This is a genomic window from Pseudomonadota bacterium, from assembly GCA_022572885.1.
Taxonomy (GTDB): Bacteria; Pseudomonadota; Gammaproteobacteria; order Steroidobacterales; family MnTg04; genus MnTg04.
Window position 1 is genome coordinate 1 of sequence record JACZVC010000023.1, and the last position, 20,792, is coordinate 20,792.

General features: G+C 56.6%; 18 protein-coding genes. 12 read left to right on the forward strand and 6 right to left on the reverse strand.

Annotation, left to right across the window (positions count from 1 at the left end):
* Together IIA05_09385 and IIA05_09390 are read right to left on the reverse strand one after the other, a co-directional pair.
* On the reverse strand, positions 1-933 hold a 933-nt coding region (locus IIA05_09385), incomplete at its 3' end, for a response regulator (protein MCH9027313.1).
* Positions 930-2,723 carry a HAMP domain-containing histidine kinase gene (locus IIA05_09390; protein ID MCH9027314.1) on the reverse strand — a complete coding sequence of 598 codons (1,794 nt, stop codon included), beginning with the start codon at positions 2,721-2,723 and terminating at the stop codon, positions 930-932. The genes IIA05_09390 and IIA05_09385, both read right to left, overlap by 4 nt.
* Before the next feature lie 79 nt (positions 2,724-2,802).
* On the opposite strand from IIA05_09390, the gene IIA05_09395 reads away from it, so the two are divergent.
* The 3 genes from IIA05_09395 to IIA05_09405 all read left to right on the forward strand — a co-directional run bounded on the left by IIA05_09395 (position 2,803) and on the right by IIA05_09405 (position 6,651).
* Positions 2,803-3,567 carry a c-type cytochrome gene (locus IIA05_09395; protein ID MCH9027315.1) on the forward strand — a complete coding sequence of 255 codons (765 nt, stop codon included), beginning with the start codon at positions 2,803-2,805 and terminating at the stop codon, positions 3,565-3,567.
* 382 nt (positions 3,568-3,949) lie between these two features.
* The gene (locus tag IIA05_09400; protein ID MCH9027316.1) at positions 3,950-5,881 is read left to right on the forward strand and encodes an oligopeptide transporter, OPT family; all 1,932 of its coding nucleotides are present in this window, start codon (positions 3,950-3,952) and stop codon (positions 5,879-5,881) included.
* A gap of 179 nt (positions 5,882-6,060) precedes the next feature.
* Entirely contained in the window at positions 6,061-6,651 is a 591-nt protein-coding gene (locus IIA05_09405; protein ID MCH9027317.1) for a redoxin domain-containing protein, read from the forward strand.
* Between the two features lie 32 nt (positions 6,652-6,683).
* On the opposite strand, the gene IIA05_09410 is transcribed toward IIA05_09405, so the two are convergent.
* Positions 6,684-7,892, reverse strand: a complete 1,209-nt coding sequence (locus IIA05_09410) for a dipeptidase (protein ID MCH9027318.1) — start codon at positions 7,890-7,892, stop codon at positions 6,684-6,686.
* Positions 7,892-9,667 carry a DUF885 domain-containing protein gene (locus tag IIA05_09415; protein MCH9027319.1) on the reverse strand — a complete coding sequence of 592 codons (1,776 nt, stop codon included), beginning with the start codon at positions 9,665-9,667 and terminating at the stop codon, positions 7,892-7,894. Before IIA05_09415 ends, IIA05_09410 begins: the two co-directional genes overlap by 1 nt.
* Before the next feature lie 104 nt (positions 9,668-9,771).
* On the opposite strand from IIA05_09415, the gene IIA05_09420 reads away from it, so the two are divergent.
* The gene (locus IIA05_09420; protein ID MCH9027320.1) at positions 9,772-10,746 is read left to right on the forward strand and encodes an SDR family oxidoreductase; all 975 of its coding nucleotides are present in this window, start codon (positions 9,772-9,774) and stop codon (positions 10,744-10,746) included.
* Between the two features lie 160 nt (positions 10,747-10,906).
* A complete protein-coding gene (locus tag IIA05_09425) occupies positions 10,907-12,691 on the forward strand; it encodes a DUF885 domain-containing protein (protein ID MCH9027321.1) in 1,785 nt (594 codons plus the stop codon).
* Between the two features lie 4 nt (positions 12,692-12,695).
* Here IIA05_09425 and IIA05_09430 read toward each other — a convergent pair whose 3' ends face one another.
* A complete protein-coding gene (locus IIA05_09430) occupies positions 12,696-13,343 on the reverse strand; it encodes a hypothetical protein (GenBank protein MCH9027322.1) in 648 nt (215 codons plus the stop codon).
* Positions 13,344-13,448: 105 nt separating this feature from the next.
* On the opposite strand from IIA05_09430, the gene IIA05_09435 reads away from it, so the two are divergent.
* From IIA05_09435 to IIA05_09465, 7 genes are all read left to right on the forward strand, one after another.
* On the forward strand, positions 13,449-14,735 hold the full coding sequence (locus IIA05_09435) for an efflux RND transporter periplasmic adaptor subunit (GenBank protein ID MCH9027323.1): 1,287 nt from the start codon (positions 13,449-13,451) through the stop codon (positions 14,733-14,735).
* A gap of 25 nt (positions 14,736-14,760) precedes the next feature.
* Positions 14,761-15,447 (forward strand): ABC transporter ATP-binding protein, encoded by a 687-nt coding sequence (locus tag IIA05_09440; protein ID MCH9027324.1) that lies wholly within the window; start codon positions 14,761-14,763, stop codon positions 15,445-15,447.
* Complete coding sequence (locus IIA05_09445; GenBank protein ID MCH9027325.1) at positions 15,444-16,604, forward strand: ABC transporter permease; 1,161 nt, start codon at positions 15,444-15,446, stop codon at positions 16,602-16,604. The genes IIA05_09440 and IIA05_09445 overlap by 4 nt, the downstream gene beginning before the upstream one ends.
* Positions 16,604-17,794: an ABC transporter permease gene (locus IIA05_09450; GenBank protein MCH9027326.1), complete on the forward strand. Its 1,191-nt coding sequence runs from the start codon at positions 16,604-16,606 to the stop codon at positions 17,792-17,794. The genes IIA05_09445 and IIA05_09450 overlap by 1 nt, the downstream gene beginning before the upstream one ends.
* 111 nt (positions 17,795-17,905) lie before the next feature.
* Positions 17,906-18,256, forward strand: coding sequence for a hypothetical protein (locus IIA05_09455; GenBank protein MCH9027327.1), 351 nt, complete (start codon positions 17,906-17,908; stop codon positions 18,254-18,256).
* A 46-nt stretch (positions 18,257-18,302) separates the two neighbouring features.
* Positions 18,303-18,857 (forward strand): RNA polymerase sigma factor, encoded by a 555-nt coding sequence (locus tag IIA05_09460; protein MCH9027328.1) that lies wholly within the window; start codon positions 18,303-18,305, stop codon positions 18,855-18,857.
* A gap of 8 nt (positions 18,858-18,865) precedes the next feature.
* Positions 18,866-19,279: a hypothetical protein gene (locus tag IIA05_09465; GenBank protein ID MCH9027329.1), complete on the forward strand. Its 414-nt coding sequence runs from the start codon at positions 18,866-18,868 to the stop codon at positions 19,277-19,279.
* An 8-nt stretch (positions 19,280-19,287) separates the two neighbouring features.
* Here IIA05_09465 and IIA05_09470 read toward each other — a convergent pair whose 3' ends face one another.
* A complete protein-coding gene (locus IIA05_09470; protein MCH9027330.1) occupies positions 19,288-20,664 on the reverse strand; it encodes an aspartate aminotransferase family protein in 1,377 nt (458 codons plus the stop codon).
* Positions 20,665-20,792 lie beyond the last annotated feature (128 nt).

Here is a 20,792-nt window from a genome sequence, read left to right on the forward strand (position 1 = left end):
AACTCTCTTTTCAGTGGATTCAGGTTGATCTAATAGAAAATTCTCTAATTCATCGGCAAAACCTAATTTAGCCGCAAACAGATCCGCTTCCACCTGCGCTTCAATCACACTTATATTTTTTTTACTATGATCGTGAATAATATGACCTAATTCGTGGCTTAGTAAAGCCAGGCCATAGTTTGTGGCCAGGGATTTTAATATTTTCATCAATTCCTCTTTCCTGCGCGCAGAGACATTAACGTGCGAACCGTCAGACAAGAGCAGATATCCTCCTTTACCTCTAATGTACTTATCTGCAAACTTGATGTTAATGATTGTAGACTTATGTATTCTAAGAAAGTGCTTGCTTACAAGTATGTTCTCAAATTCTTTTAAGGGTTTTGAAACAAGAATTTTTCGACCATCGATCAGATAGAAAGTGCAGTAAGCCCGATCCGCTTCACATCTAACGATGTTCTCAAATGCCACCAGTTCCAGACCGTCCTCGCAAGGCAATGCAAGCTTGTCAAAAGCATTTACCACCGCTTTTGTTGCACCATCTTCACCCTGGTGTAATAGCTTCTCCCTCTTATCTAAACGCATCCTGATAATATCAAGCACTTCTGTGTGATTAAAAGGTTTAAGGATGTAATCATCGGCACCCAGGCTCATGCCATGACGGATGTCTTGCTTCTCTACTTTGGCAGTGAGAAAGAGGAAGGGAGGAATTACTTCATCTTTTAGTCGCTGGTTGATCGCTCCAAGTAATTCGAAGCCATCCATTTCCGGTAGCATTAGATCGAGTATTACGAGGTCGGGCGAGAATGACTTGGCCTGGGAGATGCCTTCCCTGCCAGTGTTTGCAGCGATGACTTCATAACCTTCGATCTCCAGGTTGCTGCGCAGCCCAAACGCCAGATCCTTGTTGTCTTCAATAATCAGGATACGGCTCATGGTATATCTCCCGTTACTGATTCCGCTGACGGCCTGTCCTGATCGGTCTTCCTCGCTTCTTGTCGCGTGGCTTTGGGAAACTCGACAACAAAACAAGCGCCGCCGCCAGGGCCATCCTCCACCCAGGTTTTTCCGCCATGTCGGGCGACCAGCTCACGGACAACCGCCAGCCCGATCCCGGTGCCGGCGATCGCGGATCGGCGCTCGCGCTCGAGGCGATAATAACCTCCCCATACTCGCTCACGATCAACCCCCGGGATACCCGGCCCCTGATCGATAACCCGGATTTGTGTGCAGCCTGGATGTCCGGTCACCACGACCTGCACGCACTGACCTATTGGACCGTATTTGATGGCGTTGTCCAACAGGTTCAGCAGAATCTGACGCAACGCATCGTTGTCTACCGGTGCGGCAGCGTCAGGGTCAAGCTCAGTTTGAACAGTGGCGCCGGCAGACTTCGCGAGTTGTTGAAACTCGTTGACGACGCGAACGATGAGCGGCGCCAATTTGCTGTCAACGGCGTACAGTTTGCGTTGATTGCCTTGTCGATCGGAAAACTGGAGTACGTTCTCAACCAGGTTTATTAGCCTTTGCGACTCGCGATCGATAATCTCCAGCGCGCGACGCCTGTCACCGGCTGATCTGAAGCGCTCATACAGCAGGGTTTCGGTAAACATGCGTATTTGGGTCAAGGGCGTACGCAATTCATGAGAAACCTCGGACAAAAAATCGGCCCGGAGTTTCATCAGCGCCTGTTCGCGTTGCAACTGACGTATTGCCGCAACAAGAAGTCCAACCGTCAGCAGTATCACGGCGAACAAAACCGGTAGCCGCGACCTGGGCAACCCGCCGATGACCAGCGACTCGGCAATCATCGGGTCGATAGCCGCGTTGATCGTGTACGCCTTGAAAATTCCCGCGTACTCATCCTCAATCGATTTCGAGATCAGCAAATACGGGTCGTAGTCTGGCCTGGACTCGAACATGACCTGGCCATTGTCATCGGCGAACCGGAGATAGATGAACTCGTTGGTAACCGCTCCCTCGGCAAGTGACTTCGGCAATAACATGTCCTTGTCGAATGCCCGGCGCAACCAGGTTGACAATTCGAGCCGATTGACCGCGAAACCAAAAACCCGGCTGGTCTCATCAACTTTCGAAATGATAAAGGTATGTGGTTGTCCGCCAATATTGGCGTGCTCGATAGCGAATCCCGTTTCGGGCAAAGGCTGTTGCATAAAACTGGCAGCGCGTTGCGAGAGATAGCCCTCGATGCCGGGGTCGTTAGGCGCTTCGCCTGAGGTCTGAAAATCGGCGTTCGATACATCGACAAAAAACAGATAATCGACCAATCGGCTGGCGCGTTCTTCGAGACTGCCCACCTGCGATTCGGCGATCGCAAACGGAAAGCCGGGGTCTTCGAGCGCCAGCCGGCGCAACACGTTCATATGTGTGTAATAGCCGTAATAGCCGACTTCCCCCATGGCTCTGCGCAAATATTCATCGGCGACCAGCCTCGCGTAGTCCTGAAGCACCCTGGTTGCGGTGGCGCTGTGCGTTTGCATCGTCTTGCTGGCCTGCCACGCCAGGCCCAGTACCAAAAACAGGATCAGGACCAGCAGAACCATGACCAGTCGTGAGCGGGATTCATCGGTCCCGGTGAATTTGTTGTGCAGGGAGATGCGCATATTGAAAGGATATCCCGATTCGGTGGTGTTTTGCTTGCCGCAGGTGCGCATGAGCGGTCGTTCTGACGATTCCCTGACATTTTGCTGGCAAGTCTCCGACATTTTCCTTGACGGTTCCCGACCTTTGCATGGTCGATGATCGCTACGCTCCCGTTAGCTCAAAGCCGTTGGAGGCGTTGTGATGAAGTCGATCAAACCCCTGTATCTGATAATCTTCATGCTGGTATCGCCCGTGTCTTTGGCACAGCAAGCAGGGAAGGATATCTATGCCAATCCTGAGAACCTGAAGGTGCTCCCGGAAGATATCAGTTCCCGCGATTTGGGTAACACGATGAAGGGATTTGCCATGGGCCTGGGCGCTCGCTGCGAAACCTGCCACGTGGGAGAGCCCGATACTCCCCTGGACACGTTTGACTTCGCATCTGATGAAAAGGACATGAAGCGAAAAGCCCGGGTCATGATCAAGATGGTGCGGGAAATCAATGACGTCTTCGTTCCGGGATTGAATGAAATCGAAGACTCACCGCGTGTGGAAGTCCGTTGTGTCACCTGTCATCGTGGCCTGCAACAGCCGAAACTGATACAGGACGTGCTGGACGAACAGTTGGCCGAGAACGGCCTGGAAGCGACGCTGGTCAAATATGCCAAGCTTCGTGATGATTATTTTGGTAGCCACAGCTATGACTTTAGTGAATTTACGCTACCGATGTATGTTCAGGAACTGGCCGACAAGGAGAAAATACAAGAGGCGATTGCGCTGGCCAAAGTCAATGCCGGTCACTTCCCTGATTCCTACTACACGTTCTTCGTACTCGGAGAGCTCCTCAAAATGTCTGGTCAAACCGAGCCGGCCATTGAAAGTTACAACACCGCGATAAAGATAAATCCACGAGCCAAATCTTTTCTTGAAGCCAGGATCGCCGAGCTGAAAGGTGAAGCACAATAGGATAATCCGGCTTCTTCCGACCTCTGGTGCCGGTGTCAGGTCATTAAGTTCTTGGTAATGATCCGAGCTCCAATAAAAACATAACCTAACGCCGGTACCAATGAATCGAAATAAACCCGCGGCCTATGGCCGCGGGTCCTGTTTTATCAACAGTCTGATGATTCTCAGTCTTCGCCATCACTCATTGCGCTTGTCGCTACGAAACCGGTTTGATGTACGTCCGCTTTTGGCGGGACGATTGATTTTACCAATGAGCAGGCGTTTACGGCGCTCGGCGGTCGTCAGGCACATAGACGGGGCCACCACCGGGATACTACTATCGGGCACTGTCCGGCGACCGGATAACACCAACAATAATTCTTTGACGGAACAGGAACTGCCGATGAGTCAGCAAGCACCCCCCGAACTAACTCCCCGCGCCATCGTATTGGCCATCGTGCTGGCGATGATCCTGGCTGCCGCGAATGCGTATCTCGGTTTGTTCGCGGGCATGACGATCGCCTCTGCCATTCCCGCCGCGGTGGTGTCGATGGCGGTGCTCAAGTTGCTCGGTGGCGGCCATATCCTCGAGAACAATATCGTGGCGACCGGCGCATCGGCGGGCACATCCATCGCCACCGGCGTGATTTTCACGATGCCGGCGCTGATCATCCTGGGGTACTGGGACGATTTTCGTTATTCCTGGGTGCTGGCCATCGCCGGCCTGGGTGGTTTGCTGGGCGTGGCGTTCTCGGTGCCCCTGCGGCGTTCGCTGATCATCGATCAAGGTCTGGCTTTCCCTGAGGGCAAGGCCGCGGCGGAGGTGCTACGCACCGGTGATCGGCCCGGCGAGGGCCTGAAGTTGCTGGCGGGCGCGGCTGCCATCGGCGGCCTGATGAAGCTGGCTGCCGGCAGCGGCCTGCGGCTGATCCCGGATACGGCAGCCGCCTCGGCCTGGTTCGGCAAGACCCTCGGCTACTTCGGCACCAACCTGTCGCCGGCGCTGTTCGGAGTCGGCTATATCGTGGGCCTGAACATCGGCATCGTGATGCTGGCGGGCGGGTTGATCGCGTGGAACATCGCGATCCCGATTTACAGCACTTACTTCCTGGCCGCCGACCCGGTGTTGAGCGTGGAACTGGCCGGTGCGAGCGCCGAGGATGCGGCCTATGGAATCTGGTCCAGCCAGATTCGCTATCTGGGTGTGGGTGCGATGTTGATTGGCGGCGTGTGGACCCTGGTTTCGCTGCGCCATTCCCTGGTCTCGGGCATACGCAGCGGCTTGAGCGCCGAGCGTGACAACGGCGGCGGTGCGGTGCCGGTCACCGAGCGGGACCTGCCGATGCGCTTGATCCTGATCGGCGTGGTGCTGTTCGTGCTGCCGCTGATGTTGCTTTACCAGGCCATCGTCGGCCAGTGGCTGGTGAGTATCCCGATGACGATCATCATGATCGTGACGGGTTTTTTGTTCGTCTCGGTGTCGGCCTACATGGCCGGGCTTGTGGGCTCGTCCAATAACCCGGTGTCGGGTCTGACCATCGCGACCATTTTGTTTGCCGCCCTGGTGCTCGTAGTGTTGCTGGGACGGGATTCACCCATCGGCGCGGTGGCGGCCATCATGATCGGTGCGGTGGTCTGCTGCGCCGCGACTATCGGCGGGGACAATCTGCAGGATTTGAAGTGCGGGTATCTGCTCGGCGCCACCCCGTGGAAGCAGCAGTTGATGCTGGCGGTAGGCGGTGTCTCGAGCGCCCTGATCATGGCGCCGGTGCTCAGCCTGCTGGCCCAGGCTTACGGGATCGGCGTGCCGACCGAGGCCCACCCGAACCCGTTGCTCGCACCCCAGGCCAACCTGATGGCCTCGGTGGCGAAGGGCATATTCGGCGGGGAATTGCCGTGGACCATGATCGGCATCGGTGCGGCCATCGGCGCGGCGATCATCGTCATCGACGAGATTCTGAAGAAGCGCGAGTCGAGCTTTCGTACGCCGGTGCTGGCTTGCGCGGTGGGCATCTACCTGCCGATCGAATTGAGCGTGCCGATTTTCGCCGGCGGCCTGGTCGGCCACCTGGTGGAGCGCCACTTCAAGCCCGGCGATGCCGATGGAGAGCGCGAACGTATCCACCAAAAGGGCACCTTGTTCTCGGCGGGGCTGATTACCGGCGAGGCGCTGATGGGCATCTTTATCGCCGTGCCTATAGTGGCGGTGGGTTCGGCCCATGTACTGGCCCTGCCCGAGGCATGGCATTTTGGTGGCTGGCTGGGATTGATCATGCTGGCGTCGGTGGCGGTGTTGCTCTACCGCCTGGCTGTGCGTGAGGAAACCGCGGCTTGAGTTCGATTTTTGCGCTGATCTCCGACAAGTCTCAATAGCGCCAATCGGCATGTCTTTTTCAGTTCAGGGTGTGCGCACCGTCCCGCTTGTGTCTGCGGTTGCGCTCGCGTCATACTCGGCCACACGGTACATCAACCGACAATGTCGTTGGTGCGGGCTCATGCTCCGGGGAGACAGACATGCCGGACAATCTCAGTTGGATAATGGGCGCAGCGGTCTTTCTGCTTGCCGCCGGGGCCTGGATTTTCCTCAAAAAAAAGCGTGGACCACCCATCCCTGACGCGCTTCGGCCGGGAGAGCAATTGCCGGACTTCGCTGCAACCGACGAGCAAGGCAACCCTGTCCGGTCTGCACAATTGATCGGGTCTCCGACAGTAATGCTTTTCGTTCGCGGTAACTGGTGCCCGTTTTGTACCCGGCAGGTTGAAGCGCTGACCACGCATTACAAAGAAATCGTTGATCTCGGCGCCAGACTTATATTCGTCACGCCAAAACCCCTCGAGACAACTCGCCGGGTTGCCGATTTTTTTGAAGTCGAATTCGACTTCTGGATGGACGATCAGCTCAATGCAGTAAAGCAATTGGGTCTGCTGATGCCCGCCAGCGTGCCCGGCGATCACCGCAAGGAATACGGTGCGGATACGGTCTGGCCGACGGCGCTGGTTATCGATGCGGCTGGCATCATCCGGTTTTCAAAACTTTCGCGGTTGGTCGTCGATCGGCCGAATCCAAAGGTGCTGCTGGACGAATTGAGAAAATTGCAGGGTTAAACGGGGACGTGATAGACGCATTTAGCCTGTTGTCAGTTTCCTGCCATTTCCCCCGCAATTCTTTCCACCTCAGCCATCACCCTTAGCAAATTGCCACCGAGGATTTTCCTGATGTCTTCCTCGCTATAGCCCTTGGCGACCAGCGCTTCGGTTAAGGCGGGTAATTTTCCTGCGTGTTCCATGCCGATGGGCAGACTGCTCACGCCATCAAAATCCGAGCCAAGTCCGACATGGTCGGGGCCCACCAGCTTGACGACATGATCGATATGGTCGACCAGCACGGACAGCGGCGGTTTTTCGAGCGTTTCTGCGATTTTTCGGTAAAGTTCCCACTGTGGCCCCATCAGGCCGATTTGATCATCCAGGTATTCGGTGGCGAGCGTGGCGTACTCGGGTTTAGCCGCAAACAATGCCTGGTAGGCGGCATCGTGAAACTGCTGGTCGAGAAACATCGGATAGAAGTTGATCTGGATGACGCCGCCGTTTTCCGCCAATGCGACAATCATCTCGTCGCTCATGTTGCGCTTGTGCGTGTTTAGTGCGCGTACAGACGAGTGCGATGCGATCACCGGCGCCCGGGTTGTTTTCATGACGTCCTGAAAGGTCGTGTCGGCGACATGGCTGATATCGATCATCATGCCGATGCGGTTCATTTCTTCGACGACTGATACGCCGAAGTCGGTCAGCCCGCCCCATTTCACGACGTCGCCGGAAGAATCGGCCCAGTCGGTGTTGTTCGACCAGGTCAATGTCATGTATCTCACACCGAGGCGATAAAAGTTACGCAACAGTTCCAGCCGGTTTTCGATGCTGTGGCCGCCTTCGATGCCCATCAGTGCAGCAACCTTGCCGGACTTGGCAATAGTTTTGATATCGGCAACGGTGCGCGCCATTTCGATGCGCTTCGGCGATTGACCGATCTGCCGATAAAAATCATCGATCAGTTCGAGGGTTTTTCGCGCGTAGCCGTAAGTTTCGTACTCCGGTGGGACCCAGACAGCAAAGAACTGGGCGTCTACACCGCCTTGCTCGAGCTTGCCCAGCGTGGTCTGCGCGCCCGACGGCTCGTCGGTCAACGCACTGCCATCCAGGTCGGACCGAAACAGAAAATCGGAATGGGTATCGATCACCAGCGCTTCTTCATGAATTCGTTTGGCATCGCTGTCGGCCGCGGCTGTGTTTAGAGCCAGCATCAATAGCCAGGCTAAATGAAAATTCTTGCTTGTTACAAAGTGGTTCATCAATGGTTTCCCTTCTTCGCAATGTATCGGTCGATGACATTTTCCAGCATGCTCAACGGCAGCGCGCCGTCGCCTAGCAACACGTCGTGAAATTCCCGCAAATCGAAATTATCGCCAAGCGCTTCCTCGGCGCGCTGGCGCAGCTCCCAGATCTTCAGTTCCCCGATCTTGTAGGACAAGGCCTGGCCGGGCCAGGAGATATAGCGGTCGACTTCGGACCTGACGTTGCCGCGCGACAGCGAGGTGTTGTCGGCGAGGTATTCCATCGCCTGGTCGCGGCTCCAGCCTTGTGAATGGAGGCCGGTGTCGATCACCAGCCGGCACGCGCGCCACATTTCGTAACTCAGGCGGCCAAAGTGCTCATACGGGCTGCGGTATACGCCCATCTCGACGCCGAGTTTCTCGGCATACAGGCCCCAGCCTTCGCCAAAGGCGCTGATGTACAAGTTACGGCGAAAATCGGGCATGTTTTCCAGTTCCTGCGACAGCGCTCCCTGGTGGTGGTGGCCCGGGACCGCTTCGTGCAGGGTCAGCGCGGTCAGCTCATACAACGGCCGTTGATCCAGCGCATAGGTGTTGACCCAGTAGGCGCCGCCGACGGTCCCGCCGATCGGTGGGCCGACATAGGCCGCGGTCGTGTAATTCGGCGCCACCTCGTCGGGTACTGGCACGATCCCATAAGACAGGCGCGGCAGCTTGCCGAAAAAGCCGGGCATCAGGTAATCGATGCGCTTGGCCGTATAGGCCGCTTCCTTGAGCAATTCTTCTGAGCTATTCGCATAAAACTGCGGGTCGGTGCGCAGGAATTCGGTGAACGTTGCGAAGTCGCCGTCAAATTTGAGCCCGGCAATCAGCGCATCCATTTCGGCGCGTATGCGTGCGACTTCGCCAAGGCCGATATTGTGAATCTCCGTCGAGTTTCGGTCGGTGACGGTGGCGTATGAATTGATCTGATGGGCGTAATAAGCCTTGCCATCGGGGAGTTGCTCGGCGCCCAGCGTGGTGGTTGCGGCCGCCAGGTATTCATCCTTGAAAAACGCAGCAAGCCCCGCGAAGGCCCTGAGCGCGCCCTCGCTGATTGCCTTGCGGCCAGCCAGCAGCAGGCGCGCCTGGTCGGCTTCCGGAATGCCATCGCCCATGTTGGCAAAGGGATCGTAGAAGCTGCTTGCTTCCGGGTTGTCGTAAACCTGCGCCTCGATTGTCGGCAGGATGCCGTCCATGACGATCCTCGGCAGGGTGAAGCCGGTGCGAATGCCATCGCGCATGTTGTCGATGTTTTCGGAGAAATAACGCGGGATGTCGTTCAGCCGGGCGATATAGTCTTCGTAATCGTCCACCGTTTCTGTAGCCAGACCATTGGTCATGCTCAACACGGCCATGTAAAAGCCGTAGAAGGTATTGAATGGAATGCGCGAGAGATTCAGTTCGTAGGCATGGATCGAATCCTGCAACACCCACGCCAGGAGTTCGTGGTTGATGCGCTGGTCCGCGCCGAGCGCCTCGGCGTCGATGGCCTGGAGTCTCTCGAGAAATTCCTGCTCTGCGGCCAACCGGCGTTCGCGGTCTGCCGCGGTCACCCGGGGAAGCTGGTGGTTGTAGTCGGATACCCCGGCCTGGGTCGCCATCAGCGGGTTCTCACGCAAGCTGAAGGCCCAATGTTCGTCGATGATCGTTTGCAGCCGGGATTCCGCGGTCATTGCCGGGCTCGTCTCCGGTGCTGGCGTGCAGGCGGCAAGCGCAATAATCAAGATAGCGGAGATGCCTGAAATGCGCATGGGTGGTTCCTTATATAATGAGGTGGGCGTTGTGTAATGCAGTCGTTCTGCATATCTTGTTTGCCGAAGCATCCGTAACTTAACACCGGCGCCGGGGATAGAAAATGAAAAACCGCATCAAAATAGTCGCTTTCTTGTTGTTTGCGTGGGCAGCGCCTGGGCTCGCGAGCGTCGATGAAGCCTCAGGCGGCGACGAAAACCAGGTCAAGGCCATCCTGGTGACCGGGGCAAGTACGGGGATCGGGAGGAATATCGCGGAAACGCTGGCCGCGAACGGATATTTTGTCTACGCCGGCGCGCGCAAGGAAAAAGACCTGGCCGCGCTCGATGCGATCGAGAATATCCAGTCGGTGCGGCTCGACGTTACGGTGCAGGATGAGATCGACGCGGCGGTCGAGACGGTTCGAATAGGGGGCAGGGGGCTTTATGGCTTGGTCAACAACGCCGGCGTGGCCATTTTGGCGCCGTTGATCGAAGTCGAAGAAGATGAGCTGGATTTTCAGTTTGATGTGAATGTCTATGGCCCATACCGGATCACCAGGGCCTTTGCGCCGTTGATCATGGAAGCCAAAGGCAGGATTACGACGATTGGTTCGATTTCGGGAATTTTGTCCGGCCCGTTGTTTGGTCCATACAGCATGAGCAAACACGCCATCGAGGCCTATACCGATTCCCTGGCCCGGGAAATGGCGGATTTCGATGTGAAAGTGAGTGTCATCGAGCCGGGTAATTATAAATCCGATATCTTCAAGAACCTGCGTCGGCGGATGGAGAGAAATGGGCAGAGTCTTGATGATTCCCTGTTTGCCGCGCAGATCAAAAGCATGTTGGATCGCCCGGAAGACCGTTCACAACACAAGGAACCGGACGAAGTTTCCGCTGCCGTGATGCACGCCTTGTTCGCCGATGATCCCAAGCGGCGCTACATGGTCGTGCCCAACGAGTTTGAGGCGCGGATCACGATTACCCAGGTAATGCGCGAAATGGTGCAACTCAACGAGGGGCAGCCGTACACCTATGACCGCGAGAAACTGATCGCGATCATGGATGAGGTGTTGGCTGAATTGGAGGGAAAATAAATCTGTCCCCTTTTTCCGTGGGAAGAACGGATTGACTTTTTTTTACTGTCGATTCGTCTCATTGGGCTGGCGGGAAGGCGAACGCGTGCGTAGACTTTCGAGTCCTTTCTGCAGGGGGTGTCGGGGATGAAAAAATTTTTCAAGTGGTTGAGGATATCTTTTGGCGTCATTAGTCTTGCTGGTCATCGGCTTGGTGGTCAATGTCACCTGGTTCAAACCGGTCAGCATCAATATCTTCTTCGAGACGGCGTTTCTCAAATACGCGCTGGAAAGCCCGGAAATGCTCAGCAACATGCGCCTGCTGGAGCAGATAGGCCTGAATTTTCACAACGACGATCTCGCGGACATCTCTCCCGCGCATACCGAGAAACTCAATCGATGGATGGTCGAGGACCGTGAGATGTTGCATCGCTATGATCGCAGCAAGCTCGAAGGGCAAACGGCCATATCCTATGACGTGATGGATTGGCTCATGACCAACCAGGCCGAAGGTGTCGAATTTACCTGGCATGGCTATCCCGTCAACCAGTTATTTGGCGTACAAAACCGCATGCCCAATTTCATGGCGACGATTCACCATGTGGGTAACGAACGCGATGCCAGGCATTACATTACGCGTCTGTCCAAGTTCGATACCAAGTTCGATCAGTTGCTCGAAGACCTGAATCTGCGGGAGGAGAAGGGCATCATCCCGCCGACCTTTGTCGTCGAAAAAGTGATCGTGGAGATGACTGACTTCCGTGGTACGCCCGCCAGGGAGAATATCCTTTACACATCCTTTGCAAAGAAGCTGGACAAGATCGAGGACCTCGATGAGCCGACCCGTGATGAACTGCTGGCCAGCTCGGAGGCCGAGATTGATGGCACAGTGTACCCAGCCTATGACGGCCTGATCAGTTATTTTGAAAAGCTGAGGGCGAAGGCGACCACCAATCACGGCGCCTGGAAACTGCCGAATGGCGATGCCTTTTACGATTACCAGCTACGCTCAAACACATCTTCCAATATGACCGCCGACGAAATTCATGAGCTGGGGTTGGCCGAGGTCGCACGCATCCAGAGCCAGATGGATGAAATTTTGACGGCAGAAGGATACGGCGATGGGAGCGTGGCGGAACGGATGGCGCTGCTCAACAAGGAAGAACGCTTTCTTTATCCGAATGACGATGAGGGTCGCGAGCAAATCCTCAAGGATTTCCAGGAAATTATTGACGAGATTTCGGCGAAAATGCCCGAGTATTTCGTGACGCTGCCAGAATCCAAGGTACAGGTTAGGCGGATTCCCGAGTTCAGCCAGGCCAATTCGGCCGGTGCTTACTACCAGGGGCCATCGATGGATGGATCGCGACCGGGCGTGTTTTACGCCAACCTCCGCAACCTCGAAGAACACCCTAAATATGGCATGCGCACGCTGGCCTATCACGAAGCGGTGCCGGGCCATCATTTGCAGAACGCCCTGCAGACCGAAATGACCGGTGTGCCTCAGTTCAGGAAAATGATGGGCTTTACGGCGTTTTCCGAAGGCTGGGCATTGTATTCGGAGCGCCTGGCCTGGGAAGTGGGTTTTGAAGATGATCCCTACGACAATCTCGGTCGTTTGCAGGCGGAGCTATTTCGTGCGGTGCGCCTGGTCGTCGATACCGGGATTCATCGCAAACGCTGGTCGCGCGAAAAGGCGATCGATTACATGTTTGTCAACACCGGTATGGCAAAACACCAAGTGGTTTCGGAAATCGAGCGCTATTTTGTGATTCCGGGTCAGGCGACTGCTTACAAGGTCGGTATGCTGAAAATTCTTGAGCTGCGGGAAAGGGCAAAAACCGCTCTCGGCGAGGGATTCGATATCAGGGAATTCCACGATGTCGTGTTGCGCAACGGCGATATCCCGCTGACGATCCTGGAGCAGCAGGTGGATCGGTATATTGCCGGGCATCAGGCGGGTTGAGGGTCTAGCGAGAGCCCTTGGCCGCTGTCGCGAGATAGTTACTGACTTCTTCTTCGATCCGCGCGGCTTCGTGCTCCATCGCGATCAGATGCCGGTCGCTCATCTGGCCGGCTCTGCGCAGGCTCGCGCTACCGCTGTCTTGCTCGGGATGTGCGGCTGCATGCTTTTTGAGCTCGCGCCGATTCCCGCGCAGCCGGTTTTCCAGCGTATCGAGCATCTCCTTGACGCGCTCGAAATTCCTGTCCTTCGTGGCGCGGTCGTTGGTCCGAAACCTTTGCGGTGAGCGTGTATCGGCTGCAGACTGCCTGGAGCGGATACCGGTATCAGGGAGCCTGGACTGGGTATGATCGGTGGTCCTGTTGTAGCTGCCAACCGGGTTACCAAGCAGGCGATTCGTACTGACCCCGCCGGAGAATTGCATGCCTTTGGAGCGTGCCGCTTCGGTCATTTGCTTGCGCATCCTGTCAATACGATCCTGTACCGTCGAATTGCGATGGATCAGCCGCTCGGTGAAATCCCGGTCGGCCTTTCCCCGTTCCTCGGGCGCAGCCGCCGCCGCGATGTTCGGCGATAACGACGCCAGGATCACGATCAGCAGTGAAATAATGACCCTGCGCAGGTTGAGTCTGGATGGATTCTTGATATTTCTCATCGCAACGCTCCTGGCGCACATTGTACAAGGATAGACAAGTATCCACATCCGTTGTTCAGCATGGGTACCCTTTGGCATTGCGGTCGATCGGGGCGCCGATTTGATATGCTTCTCCTATCGTTCAGCAAGATTGTCGAAAAAACCAATATGGCACTGGATAAAGACGCATTGAATTCGCTGCGCATGGACAGCAACGCACGGTCTGAGGCACCTGCCAGCGTGAGCAAGTGGATTCTGCCGGTTGTCGCGGCCGCGCTTTTTGTTATCGCGCTGGCCTGGTTTTTTGGTTCCGCTGGGTCGGGGACGGTTGTCGAGACCGTGGTTGCCCGCGCCCCGGCAACCCAGGGCAGCAATTCCCAGGGCACGATCCTGAACGCATCGGGCTATGTTGTGGCCCGCCGGCTGGCCACGGTTTCTTCCAAGGTTACTGGAAAAATCATCGCGGTCCTGGTCGAGGAAGGCATGTCGGTGACCGAAGGAGACATCCTGGCGCAGCTCGATGACAGCACTGTGCGGGCCCGGCTGGCGCTGGCCGCCGGACAGACCCATGCCGCCGTGAGCAACCTGGCGGAAACCCGGGTACGTCTGGAAGAGGCGCAGCGCAAGCTAAAGCGCAATGAATCCCTGCGTGAGCAGAAGCTGGTCAGTGCGGCGGAACTCGATGCGGCGCAATCCGAAGTCAACGCGTTTCAGGCTCGTCTGACGGCCGATCACAGCAACGTAGCGGTTGCACAGAGAAACCAGGAACTGATCGAACAGGATCTCGACGACCTGACCATACGCGCGCCTTTTTCGGGCGTCGTGGTTTCCAAGAACGCACAGCCAGGGGAGATGATCTCGCCGATCTCCGCGGGCGGCGGCTCTATCCGAACCGGAATCTGCACCATCGTCGATATGGATTCGCTGGAAATCGAGGTCGAAGTCAACGAGGCCTATATCAACCGGGTCAGCAGCGGTCAGCGTACCGAGGCGACGCTGGACGCCTACCCGGACTGGACAATATCTTCGCAGGTGATCAACATCGTGCCGACGGCCGATAGGCAAAAAGCGACGGTCAAGGTCCGTATCCGGTTTGACGAACTGGATTCGCGAGTTTTACCGGATATGGGGGTCAAGGTGCGTTTCCTGGAATCCGCGCGGGACAACCGGGCCGGCGAGCGGATGACAAATGCGGCTTTGGCGTTGGTGCCGGAAGCGGCTGTCCATCGGTCCGCCGGCGCCAATTATGTCTGGATCGTAAATGACGGCAAATTGGAACGCCGTGCGGTCAGCACCGGCGTTGCCAGAAACGGCATGATTGGGATATTGTCCGGAGTCAGGCCGGGCGAGGTTGTGGTCAGCGCCAATCCGGGAGGTCTGTCCGAAAATATGTCGGTGCGGATTCAGGAATAACAAAAAACTTTAGCCAGAGGTCGGCATGACGTTACTCGTAGATCTGAAAGATGTCAGCAAAAACTACCAGCGCGGGCCGGAGACCGTCCATGTACTGGAAAATCTCAACGCCAACGTGCCCGAAGGCGATTTTCTGGCGCTGATGGGGCCGTCGGGATCCGGCAAGACCACATTGCTCAATCTGATCGGCGGCATCGATCGCCCGACCAGTGGCAATATTTCTGTAAACGGGCAGGATCTGAACAGCCTGTCGGAGAGCGCACTCGGAAAATGGCGGGCCCGGCACGTCGGATTTATCTTCCAAGTCTATCACTTGTTGCCGGTGCTCAGTGCGGCGAGAAACGTCGAGTTGCCGCTGTTGTTGACCAACCTGGGGCGCAGCGAACGCAAACAGCGCGTAGCGGCGGCATTGTCGCTGGTCGGGCTCAGCGATCGCGCCGATCACAAGCCTGCCCAGTTGTCGGGCGGGCAGGAACAAAGGGTGGGCATTGCGCGCGCCATCATCGCGGATCCGACTTTGCTGCTTTGTGACGAGCCTACCGGCGATCTTGACCGAAAAGCCGGCGATGAAGTGCTGGACCTGCTGGAGGCGCTGAACCAGGAGCAAGGCAAGACCATCATCATGGTTACCCATGACCCGCACGCGGCACGGCGGGCGAAGCGTATTCTGTATCTCGACAAAGGGACGCTGGGTACAGAGCCGGTCGAATGAAATTCCTGCCGCTGATCTGGAGTAGCCTGGCGCGCAAAAAAGTGCGTACGGTGTTCACGCTGTTATCGGTGTTCATTGCGTTTCTTCTGTTCGGTTACCTGTCGGCTATCAAGGCGGCGTTTCAAGGCGGCGTCGAAATCGCCGGTGTGGATCGCCTGATCATGGTCCACAAGATGTCGTTGATAAATCCGCTGCCGTTTGCCTACAAGCGGCGTATCGAGACGACCGAGGGGATAAGCGCGGTTACGCAGGCTTCATGGTTTGGCGGTTATTACCAGGAACAGAGGAATTTCTTCGCGCAATTCCCGGTGGATCCACAGGGTTATCTGGATATGTATCCCGAGATATCCGTACCCGAGGAGCAAAAACAGGCCTGGTTCGCGGATCGTGGCGGTGCGTTGATCGGGAGGGGTATCGCAAATCGTTTTGGCTGGCAACCCGGCGACCGCATACCGTTGATTTCGCCGATCTGGCGGAACAAGGATGGCGGCAACACCTGGGAATTCACCATATCCGGTATTTTCGACGCCGGTGTCGAAGGGTTCGATACCAGCAACATGATTTTCCATCACGAGTATTTTGACGAGGGCAGGGCCTGGGGCGACGGGCTGGTCGGCTGGTACATCATTCGCGTGGACGATCCCGAGCGGCTCCAGGACAAGGCGAAAGAACTCGACGCGATGTTTGCCAATTCGCCGAGGGAGACCAAGACCACGTCCGAGAAAGAGTTTCTGCAGGGCTTCGTCGACCAGGTGGGCGATATCGGTGCAATCTTCACGGCGATCATCAGCGTGGTTTTGTTTACTCTGTTCCTGATTACCGGTAATACGATGGCGCAATCGGTACGCGAACGGACCGCCGAACTGGCGGTCATGAAAGTGGTCGGGTTTTCGCGGCGCAGATTACTCAGCATGGTGCTGTCGGAGTCAATGCTCGTTGCGGTGCTCGGCGGCGGCGCTGGCCTGGGGACGGCCTGGCTGATCGTGACCACCGGTGGCGATCCGACCAACGGTTTTCTGCCGGCTTTCTACATTCAGACGAAAGACCTGGTCCTGGGCGTATTGCTGGTGATTGCCGTCGGCGCGGTTTCCGGCGCCTTGCCGGCCATGCAAGCCTACCGGCTGGAAAACATTGTCGCGTTGCGCAAGGTGGCTTGATGAACAACTGGATTACACAAGTGGTCACGGTCACCGGCATGAACATCCGCAGCTTGCCGCAACGCTGGGGTTCGACAATGGTTGCGGTTGTCGGCATCGCGGGAGTGGTCATGGTCATGGTCGGTATTCTTTCGATTGCCGCGGGCCTGGTCGACGCCATGACCGACAAGGCGCCCAAAGATATCGCGATCGTGTTGCGCGCCGCCAGTACCGGCGAAATGGACAGCATCATGTCCAGGGATGACGTGACGGCAATATCGGAAGCGCCGGGTATCGCCAGGATCGATGGCAAGTTGCTGATATCGCCCGAACTATTTGTCATCGTGGATGTGCTGCGGCGTTCAACGGGCACTGCATCGAATGTTCCGATGCGTGGTGTGGATGCGAATGTGCTGGCGGTTCGTGACAATGTGCGCATCACCGAGGGCCGGATGTTCGAGGCGGGCCTGAACGAAATCATCGTCGGCAAGGGCGCGCAGGAAATTTTCGAAGGCATCGAACTGGGCGATACCCCGCGCTGGGGTAATAACACCTGGACCGTCGTGGGCGTGATGGAGGCGGACGGCGGTATGCCCGAGTCGGAGATCTGGGCCGATGTCCGCGTTTTGCAGGCCGCGCAAAACAGGGGCAGCACCATTCAGGCCGTGCGGGTCAAGCTGGAATCGCCCGGCGCGTTTGGTGGTTTCAAGGATTTTCTGACCGCTGATCCGCGGGTCAATGTCTCGGTCAAAACGGAAAGCGAGTTTTATTCCGGGCAATCGCGGTTTTTTAGCATATTTATCAACACCATCGGAATATTTGTTGGCGTGATGATGGGGTTGGGCGCGATATTCGGCGCCGTCAACACCATGTACACGGCGGTATCGGCGCGCACCGGGGAAATTGCGACGCTGAGGGCACTGGGTTTCGGCGCATCGCCTGTCGTTTTTTCGGTCCTGGTCGAGAGCCTGCTGATCGGGCTGGCGGGCGGCTTGATCGGCGCGGTGCTGGCCTACCTGATATTCAATGGCTTTAAGATATCGACCATGAATTTTCAAAGTTTCAGCCAGGTGACGTTTTCATTCGCGGTAACGCCGTCCTTGCTAAAGTCAGGCGTCATTTATGCACTGCTGATGGGGTTTCTGGGTGGATTCCTGCCCAGTATCCGGGCATCGCGGTTGTCCATTTCCACGGCCCTGCGCGAGCTATAAGCCGTAACCGAAAATTCCCTCTATTTTTTGCATCCAAAACCGATGCCGCAGGTATCTGTATGTCAGGAGCCGCTTTCCAGGCATTTTATAATTCAATACAGGAGAGAAAGTATGGGCATCGAATGGGTACCAATTGTCATGTTTATTTCGATCGCAGTTGTCGTGGGGCTGGCCATGTACTTCAGTTATCGGACCAAACACGAAATGCAGGCAACGGCGCGTGCCGCGCTGGAAAAGGGGCATGAACTATCGCCTGAGTTCATTGCGAAGCTGGGCGATGCGTTGCCATCGCCGCAGTCGGATTTGCGTCGTGGCGTCATTTTCACAGCCATCGCTATCGCTTTGTCTTTGTTCGGATGGCTGTTCCCCGAGGAAGATATACAGGGAATCATGTTGTCGGTTTCGGCTTTCCCCTTCCTGATTGGCGTTGCATACTTGGGGCTGCATAAATTCGGCAAGTAATGAGAAAGCAAGGCCATCGAAAAGATCAGCACAACCCGGGTGATGCGTGTTTCAACGTGACGAGTTACTGGTCACCCGGGTTGTTACGTTTCGCGATCAGCAAGCGTTTACCATCCTGGTCGAACGCTACCAGTCGAAGGTACGAAATTACCTGCGCCAACTGACCCGCGATCCGTCGCTGGCGGACGACCTGGCCCAGGAAACCTTTATCCGGGCCTGGGACAAGATGGACTCTATTTCGAGTGGCGGCCGATTCGCTGCCTGGTTGATGAAGATTGCACACAACATGTTCTTGCAGTCTTACCGGAAAGCGAAGCGCTATGGCCGCCTGATGGAAAACCTGGAGCAGGAAACGACTGTGACGACGCCCATCGAAAACGATCCAATATCAGGAGAGGGTTCTCTGGATATGCCAAAATATCTTTCCATACTCAACGAGGAAGAGCGTTCCGTGATGTTATTGTATTTTGTCAACGACCTGACCCACAGCGAGATTTCCGAAGTCAGCGGATTGCCGCTGGGTACGGTCAAATCGCATATACACCGGGGCAAGTTCAAGATCAGGGAGCACTTCGAGTTAAAAGACGCGGATATGGTTTGACGGTTGTGATGGATCATTCGAAAACAAATTCTTCAAATGAACTGAGCGATGCGCGGGTCGGTGTGATGTTCAAAAACGATTTCGCGATGATCGCTGACGATGGCTTTGTCAACGCTGTTTCGCAGCGCATTCATCGTCGGGTCCGCACCCGGAAAATCGTGCTTGGCTTGTCTGCGTTCGCGGGTGGCTTGATCGGTTTTGTGCCATTGAAGCAACTTGGCACGGAGATCGCGAAAGGCATCGAGACCTTTGCCGTCGATTGGCAAAGCGTGGCGACCTTGTCGTTCGACTGGTCGAGTCTGCATTCACTCAGCTTTGACTGGCAAAGCGTGGCCGGCTGGCCGGTTCAGATTCAGTGGCTGATAGCCGGTATTGCTGTTGCCGTGTTGCTGCCGTTGATGGCCAGGCTGCTGGACATTTGATCGAAAGCTCAGTTTTCCAGTGCCGCTTTGACCGCCGCGACCGCGCGGTCGATGTCATCCACGGTCGTGCGGAAGTTGCTCAATGAAATCCTCATCACGCGCATGTCGTTCCACATCGTCGGGCCAAACCAGGCCTCGCCGCTTGCGTTGACGCGCTTGATCACTTCGTCGGTGCGCGCATCGTGGTCGCCGTCGGGGTCGAGAAAACGCACCAGGCCTTGGTTGATGACCGGTGTGGTCAGTACCTCGACATCGGGTAACTCACCGAGTTTTTTGACCATGTCCGCGGTCAGATCGCAACTGCTTTCGATAATCCTGGCGACGCCGTTGCGTCCCAGGGTTCGCAGCACGGCGTACAGCGGTATGCCACGGGCACGTCTCGACCACTCCGGCCCCCATTCGAACTGGTCGCGCACGTTTTCGACTTCGACCTTGTACGCCGCCGGGATGGTCATCGCGGTTTTGTGCGCTTCGGGGTCGGCGACGAAGGCTATGCCGCTGTCGTAGGGGACATTCAGCCATTTGTGGGCATCGGTTGCCCAGGAGTCGGCTTTTTCGATGCCCTTGACCAGGTGACGGAAGCGTTCGCTGGCGGCCACCCACAAACCGAAGGCGCCATCGACGTGCACCCAGGCGTTGTGTTCATGGGCCAGGTCGCATACTTCGTCGAACGGGTCGAAGGCGCCGCGATTCAGATCGCCGGCGGCCAGCGAAACAATGGTCGGTGCGCCGGCGTTCTTTTCAAGCTCGGTTCTTAACGCGGCGACATCGATCGTGCCGTTGCCTGTCAGCGCAACCGGGACCACGGCGTCGGTACCGATACCGAGATGACGCACGGCGCGCAACAAGGTCTCATGGTGTTCCCCGACCAGCACGCGTATCGGCGGGCTGCCGGCCAGGCCTTGCTCTTCGACCGACCAGCCCTTATCGGCCAGTATCTTGTGGCGGGCCGCGGCCAACGCCGTGACATGGGCCATCTGGCAACCGGTGACGAACGCGTATGACGCGTGTTGGGGCAGACCGAGAATATCCTTCAGCCAGTCGGCGACCACCTCTTCGATGATCGCGGCTGCTGGCGAACACGCGTAGGCAGCGGCGTTCTGGTCCCAGGCCGAGGTCAGCCAGTCCGCGGCGATCGAGACCGGGATGCCACCGCCGATCACCCAGCCGAAGAAACGTCCGCCGGCGCTGTTCAACAAGCCTGCCTTGGCGTCTTCGGCCAGCTCGTCGATTACCTGTAATGGCGGCAGGCCGTCAGCCGTCAATTCCTTGCATAGCCTGGCCCTGAGCGCGTCCGGATCCGTTTCCTCGCTGACTTTTTCGGTGTCAAAAGACTCGATATATGCGCCGGCGAGTTCCGCCGCGCGTTTGAGTTCGGGGTTCATTCGGGAGCCTCCCAAAATAGCGGCGCCAATGATTGCCTAAACGCCTGCCGATAGCCACCCGGATATTGCTGCCTCGCCTGGGATTTGCGTCTGGTGCGAGACGGTGACATCCGCCCGGTTTGTCGCGT